The sequence below is a fragment of the Micromonospora sp. ATLC16 genome, assembly GCF_057196645.1.
The window spans coordinates 80,566-92,009 of the sequence record NZ_JBXUOW010000017.1; the positions used below are offsets into that span (position 1 = coordinate 80,566).

Below are 11,444 nucleotides of genomic sequence, written 5' to 3' on the forward strand. Positions count from 1 at the left end.
GACGATCCTGCTGGTTGCGGACGCTGTGGGAAAGGGGTGGGCACCGGTCAGTACGCGCCCTTGCGCGCCACCACCACGCCTACCGTGCGCCACAGGATGCTCAGGTCGTACGCCAGCGACCAGTTGTCGACGTAGTACAGGTCCAACCGGACGGCCTCGTCCCAGGAGAGATCGGAGCGACCGGACACCTGCCACAGGCCGGTCATGCCCGGGCGGACCAGCAGCCGGCGTCGCACATCACCCAGGAAGTCGCCGTCGTCGGCGGGCAGCGGACGCGGCCCGACCAGGGACATCTCACCCTTGAGGACGTTGATCAGCTGCGGCAGCTCGTCCAGCGACGAGGCGCGCAGGAAGCGGCCCACCGGGAAGACCCGGGGATCCTGCTTCATCTTGAACAGCATGCCGTCGGTCTCGTTCTGGTCGACCAGGCTGGCCAGCCGATCCTCCGCGTCGACGTACATGGTCCGGAACTTCCACACCCGGAACGTGCGCCCCTCGTGCCCGACCCGGGGCTGCCGGAAGAAGACCGGACCCGGGTCGGAGATCCGGATCGCGATGGCGATCGCGATGAATACCGGAATCAGCGCGAGCAGTCCGAGCCCGGCCGCGACCCGGTCCATCATGTTCTTGGCCAGCAGCGCCGGCCCGGAGAGCGTGGGCTCCTCGACGTGCAGCAGCGGCAGGCCCTCGATCGGGCGGATGTGCACCCGGGGACCGGCGATGTCGGTCAGCTGCGGGGCCACCACCAGGTCGACTCCGGAGCCCTCCAACTGCCAGGCCAGGCGGCGCAGCTCACCGGGCTCTGCGCTGGCCAAGCCAGAGACCGCGATGGTGTCCGCGCCCACCTCGCGCACCAGGGCCAGCACGTCCCGACCGGCGTACACCGGAACCGGGGTCTGCACGCCCTTGGCCGCCGCGTACCCGTCGGTGATGTGGATGGCGACCGGAACCAGCCCGGCGGCCGGGGTACGGGTGACCGCCCTGTACACCTCCAGGCACTCCGGCAGGGTGCCGACCAGCACCATCCGGTGCGCCGCCTGCTGGGTGTTGCGCCGGAAGGTGTGCAGCACGAAGCGGGCCAGGATCCGGCCCAGCAGGATCAGCAGCAGCGCCAGCAACAGCGCCGTGCCGACGGTGAACCGGGACAGGTTGGTGTTGGTGGCGAAGGCGAGGAACGACACCGCGGCGCAGACGGTCACCCCGGCCCGGATCACCCGCTTGAACTCGTCCGGCCCGAGCCCGAGACAGCGCCGGTCGTAGGTGCCGTTGAACCAGAGGATGACCAGCCAGCCGAGTGGCAGCAGCACGAACGCGACGGTGTAGAACCAGGTCGGGTCGTTCTCGTTCTGGGCCAGGTGGAAACCCGCGGTGGCCTGGTCGAAGGTGCGGATCGCGGTGTAGCTGGCGAAGGCCGCGGCGGCGAAGTCGAGCAGCAGCAGGATCGCCGTGTAGGGCCGGTGCCAGCGCGACACCCGCCGCCGGGCCCGGGCCCACGCCGTTCGGGGTACGCCGTTCGGGGACGGCGGGTCCGGCGGCTGGATCTCGAAGCTGTCGACGTGCCGCACGAGTCTGCTCCGGCCTTCGTTGGTCACCGGGCGCTGGAGGCTGGTCGTCACCTCACCCATGTCCTCCCGCATGACCCGCTGCGTTCACTCGCCGTGACCGCCCGGGTCGCCCACCGTTCCAGTTTCCCACGCGAGTTCCGTTCCGTCGCCGACCCGAGGGACTTTGTGCGGCACCCACCTACCGCCTGGGATCTGGCCGCCCCACGCCATTTGTAGGCCGGGGACCGGGCCACTATACCGATGGATTGCGGCGCGGGTAGAGCGCCGGACCGGTGGTTGCGTACCGCGCGTCCGATTCCGCTCCGTAATCGGCAGTGGTGTCACTCACCGTACAAGTCGGGACAGCCGTCGGTCAGCAAGGGGCTTGCCGCCGGTCTGACAGGTGGGGCAGTACTGGAGGCTGGAGTCGGCGAACGAGACCTCCCGGACGGTGTCTCCGCAGACGGGACAGGGCAATCCGGTGCGGGCGTGCACCTTGAGGCCGGACCGCTTCTCGCCCTTCAACTCCGCGGCCCGCTGCCCCAGCGACCGGGTCACCGCTTCGCCGAGCACCCGGCGGGTCGCCGCGTGCAGGGTCGCCATCTGGTCGTCGGTCAGCCGGTCGGTCAACGCGAACGGCGACAGCTTCGCGGTGTGCAGGATCTCGTCGGAGTACGCGTTGCCGACCCCGCCGAGCACCGCCTGGTCGGTGAGCACCCCCTTGACCTGGCCCCGGCGGCCACGCAGCGCACCGGCGAAGGTGGCGAGGTCGGCCGAGAGGGCATCCGGCCCGAGCTTGGCCACCCCGGGCACCGCCTGCGGATCGGTGACCAGGTAGGCGGCGAGTTTCTTCTGCGTACCGGCCTCGGTCAGATCGAAGCCGGAGCCGTCGTCGAGGCGTACCCGGATCGCGATCGGTCCCTTGCCGGGCCGCAACGGGACGGCCGAGGCGAACGCCTCCCGGTAGCGCAGCCAGCCGGCGCGGGCCAGGTGGACCACCAGGTGCGGGCCGCCGTCGAAGACCACGTCGAGGAACTTGCCGTGCCGCCGTGCGTCGGTCACCGCCCGGCCCGCGACGGCGGTCGGCGCCGGGTCGTACGTCTTCAGGGCGCTGATCGCGGCGACCTCCAGGCGGTCGACCCGCCGGCCCACCGCGCGCTGTCGCAGGTAACCGGCGAGCGCCTCCACCTCCGGTAGTTCGGGCATCGTCCAACGGTAGCCTTCTTTTCCGTGAGAATCGTGGTGGCGCACAACCGGTACCGGGAAGCTCAGCCCTCCGGCGAGAACACCGTGGTCGACGCCGAGATCGCCCAGATCACCGCCGCCGGGGTGGAGGTGCTGCCGTTCCTGCGCAGCTCCGACGAGATCCCGACGATGCCGATGACGGCGAAGGCGCTGCTGCCGATCTCCCCGATCTACGCCCCCCGAGCCCAGCAGGAGCTGTCCCGACTGCTCACCGAGCACCGCCCGGACGTGCTGCACCTGCACAACCCGTACCCGCTGTTGTCGCCCTGGGTGGTGCGGACCGCTCACCGACACGGGGTGCCCGTCGTGCAGACGGTGCACAACTACCGGCAGGTCTGCTCGTCGGGGCTGTACTTCCGCGACGGCATGATCTGCCAGGACTGCCGGGGCCGGGCCCTGGGTGTGCCCGCGGTGGTGCACCGCTGCTACCGGGGGTCACGGGCGCAGAGCGCGCTGATGGCCACCACCCTGGCCGTGCACCGGGGCACCTGGAAGTCGGTGGACCGGTTCATCGCCCTGACCACCGCGGTCGCCGACCATCTGCGCGACTACGGCATCCCCGATTCGCGTATCGTGGTGAAGCCGAACGGGATTCCGGACCCCGGCACGCCCGCACCGCTCGGCCAGGGTTTCCTGTTCCTCGGCAGGCTCTCCCCCGAGAAGGGGCTCGACCTGCTGGTGGAGTCCTGGCGGCGACACCCGGACGGCGCGCTGGGTCCACTTCGCGTCGCCGGGGACGGTGAGCTGCGCCCGCTTGTCGAAGCGCTGGCGGCCGAGCGCGCCGACGTGACGTACCTCGGTTCGCTGGACCGGGCGGGTGTCCGCGCGGCGCTGGCCGCGACCGCCGTGGTGCTGGCCACCTCCACCTGGCACGACGTACTGCCTACCGTGATCATCGAGGCGCTGGCCAGTGGTCGACCGGTGCTCGGTACCGCACTCGGCGGCATTCCCTACCTGGTCGGCGCGGACACTCCCCGGGAACCCGCCGGCACCGGCCCGGCCGCCGTCGCCTCAGCCGCCGCCCCGGCGATCCCCGGTGCCCCGACGAGTTCGGGTGGCCGGGACAAGGGGGCCGAAGCGGGCGCACTGCCGGCGGGGATTGTGGTCGGCGAGGCCGGTTGGGTGGTGTCGCCGGAGCCGGCCGCGCTGGCCGCCGCGCTGCCGATGGCTAGCGCGGGGGCCGCCGCGTTGTCCGCCTCGGCTCGGTCCCGCTACGAGCGCACCTTCCACCCCGACGTGGTCACCAAGCGCCTCCTAGCCGTCTACGCCTCCCTCACCAGCCCCTGACCCATACCGTTGATCATGAGGTTAGCGGCACCTTGAAGATCAGGTACTGCCGCCAAGCTCATGATCAACGGTATGGGTGATCGGGTGCCGCGACGTCGGTCAGCGGAGGCTGGAGCGGGCGGAGAAGGCGATGCTGGCCAGGAGGAAGCCGCCGTTTACTGCGGTGAAGGCGAACATGACCCAGAGGGTGAGGGCTGGGGCTAGCGCCAGGACCAGGGCGGCCACGAAGATGACCGCGCCGTAGTCGCGGACCAGCTTCACCAGGCGTACCGGCAGGCTGGTGGAGGTGACCATGCTGGCCGCGTTCGGGCCAGACTGCATCACCGAGGTGACCAGGTTGACCATCCAGGTGCCGGCGAACGCGGCCAGCAGCCAGGCCGGCGTCGACGGGCGCTGCGCCACGGCGGTCGCGGACAACGCCGCCACCAGGGCGATCTGGGCGGCCACGTCACAGAGCACGTCGACCCGGGCGCCGGCCGCGCTGCCCTGCCCGGTCACCCGGGCCAGCTGACCGTCGGCGCAGTCCAGGGCGTATGCGATCTGCCAGCCGAAGAGCGCGACCAGCCCGACCACCGGAGCCGGCACGTCCCCGGCGGCGACCGGGCCGGCGAGGGCGACCACGGTGACCGAGGTGGCCAGCCCGAGCAACAGGTTGGTGATGGTCAGCGCGGTCGGCCGGAGCCCGAGACGCTGGGCGACCAGCGCGAAGACCGCGCCGATCCACTGGCTGACCGACTCGCTGAACAGGCCACCGCCCCGGTTCACCCGGTGGAAGTCGGCGACCGTGGGGTGGGACGGCTCAGCCAAGGTGCTCACGGAGGGCGTCAACGTAGTCTCCCAGCCGGGTGTGAAGGTCGTCGGCGGACAGCGCCAGGTGTTCGAGGATCGTGTAACGGTCGGGCCGGGTGTGCGGGGCGAAGGCCACCGCCTCGACGAACTGCTCGTCGGTGAGCCCGAGGTCGGCCGGGCGGGTGGACAGCCCGTGCCGGTGCAGGCAGCGGGTGAGCTGGCCGAACCGTTCCAGGTCACCCCGGAGGAAGGTGCAGAACAACGCGCCGAGCCCGACCTGCTCCCCGTGCGAGGCGGTACCCGGGAAGAGGCGGTCGATCGCGTGCGAGATCTCGTGGTCGCCGCCGCTGGCCGGTCGGCTGGAACCGCAGATCGACATCGAGATGCCGCCCAGGATCAGCGCCTCGGCAAGCGTGGTCAGGAACCCGTCGTCGGTGATCTTCCCGGGATGGTTGACCAGCGCCTCCGCCCCGGTACGGGCCAGCGTCACGGCCAGCCCGTCGATCGGCTCGTCGCGGACCTCGTGGGCCAGTTCCCAGTCGGCGCAGGCACTGAGATTGCTCACCGCGTCGCCGATGCCGGCCTGGGTCTGCCGATCCGGTCCGTTCTCCACGAAGTCGAGATCGACCAGGACGGCGATCGGGATGTGCACCCCGTACGAGCCCTTGCCGCCCTCGTGGGTCAGCGACGCCACCGGGGAGGCGATCCCGTCGTTGGCGAGGCTGGTCGCCACGGTGACCATCGGGATGCCGTAGCGGGTGGCGGCGTACTTGGCGGTGTCGATGGTCTTCCCACCGCCGATGCCGACGACGGCGTCGTAGTTGCGGCGGCGCAGCTGGTCGCCGAGTTCGTTCGCGGAATCGACGCTGCCGCCAGCGACGGTGAACACGTCGGCCGACCCGAGCGAGGGACGGCACAGCTCGACGATCTTCTCGCCCTGACCCGGGCCGACCACCACCGCGACGTCGCCGCCGCTGGAGATCCGGCGGTCGGCCAGCAGCGAGCCGAGGTCGGCGACCGCACCCCGGCGGACCTCGATCGACAGCGGCGTCGTGACGGTACGGGCTAGTAGCGGCACGCGATCTCCCGCGCCCGGGCCAGGTCGGCATGGTTGTCGACCTCGACCCACGCCACGTCACCGATCGGCGCGGCCCGGACCTCGCCGCCACGGTCGGCGAACTCCTGGTACCCGTCCTCGTAGTACAGGTTCGGGTCGCGTCGCCAGGTCGCCTCCAGGGCGTCGGCGAGCGCCTCGGCCACCTGCGGCTCGATGAGGGTGGCCCCGATGTACTCGCCGTACGCCTCGCCCGGGTCCATCAGCTTGGTGATCCGGGTGAGTTGGCCGGCGGCGTCGAAGGTGGTCTTCATCTCCTCCTCGGCCAGCGGCTTGATGGCGTCGATCGCCAGCAGCAGGCCGGGCCCGCGTTCGGCCAGCAGGGTCTTCTCGATGCTCACCGGGTGCACGGTGTCGCCGTTGACCAGCAGAACGCCCCGGGAGAACCAGGCACGCGCCAGCCAGAGGGAGTACGCGTTGTTCCACTCCTCGGCCTTGTCGTTGGAAACCAGGGTGATCGTGACGCCGTACCGGCGCTCCAGCTCGGCCCGGCGTTCGCGGACCGCGTCGGCGGCGTAGCCGACCACCACCACGATCTCGGTGAGCCCCACCTCGGCCAGGTTGCGCAACGCGATGTCGAGGATGGTGATCTCGCCATCCACCGGCACCAGCGCCTTGGGTAGCGTGTCGGTGTACGGGCGCAGCCGGCGACCTGCGCCAGCTGCCAGCACCATTCCGACCATGCCGGCATCGTTTCCTGTTCTCGCGGCGTTCACCGAAGGAGGATAGCGCCGCCCGTGGCGGCGCTGCCGCCGGTCAGCGGCCAGCGGCCGGCGCGCATCCCGGTCAGCCGGGCAGAGCCGCCAGGTCGGCGAGCATGGTCAACCGTTCCTCGGCGGTCAGCACGGCGTACGGTCCGGCCGCCCGGCGGTCGGTCTCCAGCTCGATGGCCTGACGCTGCGGACCGTCGGGCAGCTCCCCGATGCTCACCGCGGTGTGCCCGGCGGCCGCCCAGGCGGCGGCGTGCGCGTCGGCCCGGTGGTAGCGCAGCGCGCCGATCCGGTTGAGCAGCAGCAGGCCGGGCGGGGCGCCGTCCGGCTCGTGCGGTGGCGCCACCGCGTGGAACGCCGCGCCGCCCTGCGCGACGGCCAACAGCCGGCCGGTGACCTGCACCAGCCGCAGCATCCGGTCGTGGTGGCCGGCCCACAGCTCCTCGGTGACCTCGGCGTGCACCTGGTACAGCTCGGTGAGAAAGGCCAGGCCCCGCTCGGTGGCGGCAAGCTCGCCGTCCGGCCGCCGGTGCACCATGCCGTAGGCGACGTGCCGGTCAAGACTGCGCCGGCAGGCGGTCGGGTCCCGGTAGCGGGTCACCGCGGCGAACCCCCGTCCGTCGACCGTGCCACCCGGTACGGCCAGCCGGGTGCGCAGTTCCACCAGGAAGCCGGTGGCGGGCGGTCCGCCGTACCGCTGGCTCAGTTCGGCCCCGCCACCGTGCCGACCGGCCTGCATGGCCGCGGTGAAAACCCGGTCCACGGCGGGTGCCACCAACGCCGCGTACCGGTGCGGAGCAAGCTCGACCGTGTCGCTCACGAACCGATGGACCGCAGGACGGCGAAGGCCCGCTCGGCGATGTGCCGAATCAACCCGTCGTTGACGTCACGGTGCTCGTCGAGCAGGTCGAGGTCGTCGGGACCGAGCCAGCGGTACTCGGTGTGCTTGCCCGCCTCCAGCACGGGCGCGGTCAGCTCACCGTCGACCCGGACCAGCCAGTCGCTCTCGATCCGGGCCAGGCCGTCGTCCCCGACGTAGCGGTACTCGCCGACCTCGGCGAGCACCTCGGACACCCGCCAGCCGGTCTCCTCGGTGACCTCCCGGCGCAGCGCGTCGTGCACGGACTCGTCCGGTTCGAGGTGCCCGCCGACGATATCCCAGCAGTTGGGGAAGAGTCGCCGGTGCGGCGAGCGGCGTTGGAAGAACAGGCGTCCGTCGGGGGCGACGATCAGCGCTCCGGCGCAGCGCAGCGGCTCGGTGGACACGTCAAGAACAGTAGCCGTGACCGTCCCGCCGCGACGATGTCCGGTCTTGTCCTGGAAACCTACGAGGCTCACCATTGCGGGTAACGGGTTGAGCGGGCTGGCCGGCGGGTAATGCCCCTGTTGCGGGCGCGGGCCGATCGTGTCCCGCGTGGGGAGGCGTGATGCGTGGCGCGGACCGGTTGATCCAGCAGCAGTACGAGATGCTCCTGCGGCGCGACGTCGCTCGCCTGCCGGAGCTGTACGCGGCGGACGCGCGCTTCGCCATGCCCGGCGTCACGGTGCCTCCGTCCGAGTTGCCGGCCCTGCTGCGTACCTGGACGGGCGCCTTTCCCGACCTGCGGGTCGAGCCGCTCGGTGCGGTACGCACGGCCGGTGGAGCGGCGGTCGAGCACCTGCTGACCGGCACGCACACCGGCGTGCTGCACACCCCTTTCGGGACCGTCGCGCCCACCGGACGGGACGTCGCCTGGGAGGTGGTGGACGTGGTCCGGGTGCGTCGGGGCCGGATCGCCGCCTGGCGGTCCTACTTCGACTGGGGACAGCTGATGACTCTGCTGGGCCTGCGGGTCGCGGGGACGTCGCGACGCCCGCAGCACGAACCGGTCGGCCTTCCGGCCTGATCCGCCCTGATCTGCCGCACAGTCGACAGGTGCGGGTCGGCCACCGATCGCGACAGTTCACCCGACCCGGTGGCTCAGGATGCGGACATCGCCGTGCCTTCCGCGCACGTCCCACCTGCGCCCGTACGCTGAACAGCCATGACCGCCGAGCAGCTGATCTCCTTCGCCCGTGGCGCCCCCTCACTGGACATCGTCGATGTCGAGGGGCTCAAGGCCGCCGCCGTCCGCGCCTTCGACGCCGACCCCGCCGGAGTGACCGCGTACGGCAACTCCGTCGGTTACGTACCGCTCCGGAAGTGGATCGCCGAAAAGCACGGTGTCGAGGCGGAGCAGGTGCTGGTCACCAACGGATCGTTGCAGGCCGACGCCTTTCTCTTCGATCACCTGGTCCGCCCCGGCGACGCGGTGGTGGTGGAGCGTCCCACCTACGACCGCACCCTGCTGAACCTGCGGAACATGGGCAGTGAGCTGCACGCCGTCACCATCCAGCCGGACGGTCTGGACACCGCCGAGCTGCGCAAGCTGCTGGAGTCCGGGGTACGCCCCCGGCTGGCGCACGTCATCCCGAACTACCAGAATCCGGCCGGCGTGACGCTGTCCCTGGAGAAGCGCCGCGAACTACTGGACCTGGCCGCGCAGTTCGGTTTCACGATCTTCGAGGACGACCCGTACGCGGACATCCGGTTCCGGGGCGAGGCGCTGCCGTCGATGCTGTCGATGGACACCCGCAACGTGGTCGTACACGCCTCCAGCTTCACCAAGACCGTCTGCCCGGGGGTACGGGTGGGCTACCTGGTGGGCCCGGCGGACCTGATCGGCGACATCGCGAAGAAGGCGACCAGCCTCTACATCTCTCCCGGCATGGTCTCCCAGGCCATCGTGCACCAGTTCTGCGTCTCGGGGGACCTCGGGCGTTCGATCGAGACGGTCCGGGCGGCCCTCGGTGAGCGCGCCACGGTGCTCGCCGAGTCGCTGCGCCGGCACATTCCGGAGGCCCGGTTCGTGGAGCCGGACGGTGGCTACTTCCTCTGGGTCGAGCTGCCGGAGGACGTGGCGGTCGACCGGCTCGCCCCGGCGGCGGCCGAGCGTGGCGTCGCGGTGGTCAAGGGCAGCGACTTCGTCGTCGACGGTGGCCGGTCCGCCCTCCGGCTGGCCTATTCGGCGGTCACCGCGGATCGGATCGAGGAGGGGGTTCGGCGGCTGGCCGAGGCGATGAAGGCGGTACGCGGCTGAATTTCTGTCGGCTTTCTGACAGAAAGGCGGTACCGGCCGGCCCGGGGCTCCCGCTGAAGCGACTCGCAGCCCACAATGCTGCGAGCGTCACTCACGACGCGTGTGCCCAACCCCCGCCCCCACGGCGCCGGGCGGGCCGGATCGCCCCCTCACCCCCCGATGCGGTCCGGTCCGTCCGGCGCCACCCCGCCCACCCGGCGATGATCACTGCGGCGGCGTAACCTGCAAACCGCAGCCGGCGGGGGGAGGACATGATGACGGAGCGGACGCGACGCGCGGGGACGACCTCCCCGGACGGCCCGGCCACCACCGGCAACCGGAGCACGAACGCCAACGGGGGCCGCGCCCTGCGGCCCCGGAACTGGTCACCCGTGCGGGCCATGACGCGCCGGCTCAGCCCGGACGGATCGCAGTCCGATCAGACGTCGGTCGACCGGCGACGCAGCGCGGTGGTCGACTGCGCTCTCTATCTCGACGGTCAACGGCAGGCCGGCGACTGGGACTACGCCGACGCGCTGGCCGCGGCTCGCAGCGCCGAAGCAGGCTTCGTCTGGCTCGGCCTGCACGAGCCGGAGTTGGCCGAGATGACCGAGATCGCCACCACGTACGGGCTGCACGAGCTGGCCGTGGAGGACGCGGTCAAGGCCCAGCAGCGTCCGAAGCTGGAACGTTTCGGCGAGGTCAGCTTCCTGGTGCTGCGCACCGCCCGCTACTGCGAGCACACCGAGCTGACGGAGAACTCCGAGGTGGTGGAGACCGGGCAGGTGATGCTCTTCATCGGCCCGCAGTTCGTGATCAGCGTCCGGCACGGCGACGCCTGCCGGCTCGCGCCCGTACGCGAGGAGTTGGAGGCACGCCGGGAGCTGTTGCTCAACGGTCCCTGGGCGGTCGCGTACGCGATCACGGACCGGGTCGTCGACCTCTACCTGGAGGTGGCCGACCAGCTCGAGGACGACATGGACGTGCTGGAGACGGAGGTCTTCGACCGCCAGACCAGCGGCCGGATCCAGCGGATCTACCAGATGAAGCGGGAACTGGTCGAGTTCAAGCGGGCGGTGATGCCGTTGCAACGGCCGCTGGTGACGCTGACCTCGCAGATGAACCGGGACGTGCCCAAGGAGGTGCGCCGCTACTTCCGGGACGTGCAGGACCACCTCAGCCGCACAGTCGAGCAGGTCAACTCCTACGACGACCTGCTCAATTCGATCCTCCAGGCGCGACTGGCCCAGGTGACGGTCGACCAGAACAACGACATGCGCAAGATCGCGGCCTGGGCGGCCATCGCCGCCGTGTGGACCGCGATCGCCGGCATCTACGGCATGAATTTCGACTTCATGCCGGAGCTGAGAATGACCTACGGCTACCCCGTGGTGCTGGCCCTGATGCTCAGCGTCTCGCTCACTCTCTACGGCTGGTTCCGCCGCAACGACTGGCTCTGACCCCACCCCTTTCCCGCCTCTCCCCTCCCTCCCCGACCGCCCGCCTCGCGGTCTGCGTCGACCATGGAGTTGTTGCGGGGGGGCCCGGGGGGGGGGGGGGGGGCCCCCGGGCCAGCACGTCACCGATGCCGAGGGCGCTGGCCACGTCGGTGACCCGCTCGCCGCGCGGGGTCGGCTCGACCCCGGCGAGCTTGAGC

11 protein-coding genes are annotated in these 11,444 nt (G+C 71.1%); 4 read left to right on the forward strand and 7 right to left on the reverse strand.

Annotated features, from left to right (window positions below):
* Positions 1 to 47 precede the first annotated feature (47 nt).
* Positions 48 to 1,625 carry a sugar transferase gene (locus AC2CHE_RS10225; RefSeq protein WP_484504670.1) on the reverse strand — a complete coding sequence of 526 codons (1,578 nt, stop codon included), beginning with the start codon at positions 1,623 to 1,625 and terminating at the stop codon, positions 48 to 50.
* 264 nt (positions 1,626 to 1,889) lie between these two features.
* The gene (locus tag AC2CHE_RS10230) at positions 1,890 to 2,750 is read right to left on the reverse strand and encodes an Fpg/Nei family DNA glycosylase (protein WP_484504659.1); all 861 of its coding nucleotides are present in this window, start codon (positions 2,748 to 2,750) and stop codon (positions 1,890 to 1,892) included.
* Positions 2,751 to 2,774: 24 nt separating this feature from the next.
* On the opposite strand from AC2CHE_RS10230, the gene AC2CHE_RS10235 reads away from it, so the two are divergent.
* Entirely contained in the window at positions 2,775 to 4,076 is a 1,302-nt protein-coding gene (locus AC2CHE_RS10235) for a glycosyltransferase (RefSeq protein WP_484504660.1), read from the forward strand.
* Between the two features lie 99 nt (positions 4,077 to 4,175).
* Here the strand turns inward: AC2CHE_RS10235 and AC2CHE_RS10240 are convergent, their stop codons facing one another.
* From AC2CHE_RS10240 to AC2CHE_RS10260, 5 genes are all read right to left on the reverse strand, one after another.
* Positions 4,176 to 4,892: a CDP-alcohol phosphatidyltransferase family protein gene (locus tag AC2CHE_RS10240; RefSeq protein ID WP_484504661.1), complete on the reverse strand. Its 717-nt coding sequence runs from the start codon at positions 4,890 to 4,892 to the stop codon at positions 4,176 to 4,178.
* On the reverse strand, positions 4,876 to 5,943 hold the full coding sequence (locus AC2CHE_RS10245) for an iron-containing alcohol dehydrogenase family protein (RefSeq protein WP_484504662.1): 1,068 nt from the start codon (positions 5,941 to 5,943) through the stop codon (positions 4,876 to 4,878). The genes AC2CHE_RS10240 and AC2CHE_RS10245 overlap by 17 nt, the downstream gene beginning before the upstream one ends.
* Positions 5,931 to 6,662, reverse strand: a complete 732-nt coding sequence (locus AC2CHE_RS10250) for a phosphocholine cytidylyltransferase family protein (protein ID WP_484504671.1) — start codon at positions 6,660 to 6,662, stop codon at positions 5,931 to 5,933. The genes AC2CHE_RS10245 and AC2CHE_RS10250 overlap by 13 nt, the downstream gene beginning before the upstream one ends.
* A 103-nt stretch (positions 6,663 to 6,765) precedes the next feature.
* A complete protein-coding gene (locus AC2CHE_RS10255; RefSeq protein WP_484504663.1) occupies positions 6,766 to 7,509 on the reverse strand; it encodes a hypothetical protein in 744 nt (247 codons plus the stop codon).
* Positions 7,506 to 7,955 (reverse strand): NUDIX domain-containing protein, encoded by a 450-nt coding sequence (locus AC2CHE_RS10260; RefSeq protein WP_281565281.1) that lies wholly within the window; start codon positions 7,953 to 7,955, stop codon positions 7,506 to 7,508. The genes AC2CHE_RS10255 and AC2CHE_RS10260 overlap by 4 nt, the downstream gene beginning before the upstream one ends.
* Before the next feature lie 161 nt (positions 7,956 to 8,116).
* Here AC2CHE_RS10260 and AC2CHE_RS10265 point away from each other — a divergent pair, with 161 nt between their 5' ends.
* The 3 genes from AC2CHE_RS10265 (at position 8,117) to corA (ending at position 11,247) form a co-directional block, all read left to right on the forward strand.
* The gene (locus tag AC2CHE_RS10265; RefSeq protein WP_484504664.1) at positions 8,117 to 8,575 is read left to right on the forward strand and encodes an ester cyclase; all 459 of its coding nucleotides are present in this window, start codon (positions 8,117 to 8,119) and stop codon (positions 8,573 to 8,575) included.
* 138 nt (positions 8,576 to 8,713) lie between these two features.
* Complete coding sequence (locus AC2CHE_RS10270; RefSeq protein ID WP_484504665.1) at positions 8,714 to 9,808, forward strand: aminotransferase-like domain-containing protein; 1,095 nt, start codon at positions 8,714 to 8,716, stop codon at positions 9,806 to 9,808.
* 380 nt (positions 9,809 to 10,188) lie between these two features.
* Complete coding sequence (corA, locus tag AC2CHE_RS10275) at positions 10,189 to 11,247, forward strand: magnesium/cobalt transporter CorA (protein WP_484504672.1); 1,059 nt, start codon at positions 10,189 to 10,191, stop codon at positions 11,245 to 11,247.
* Positions 11,248 to 11,444: the final 197 nt, after the last annotated feature.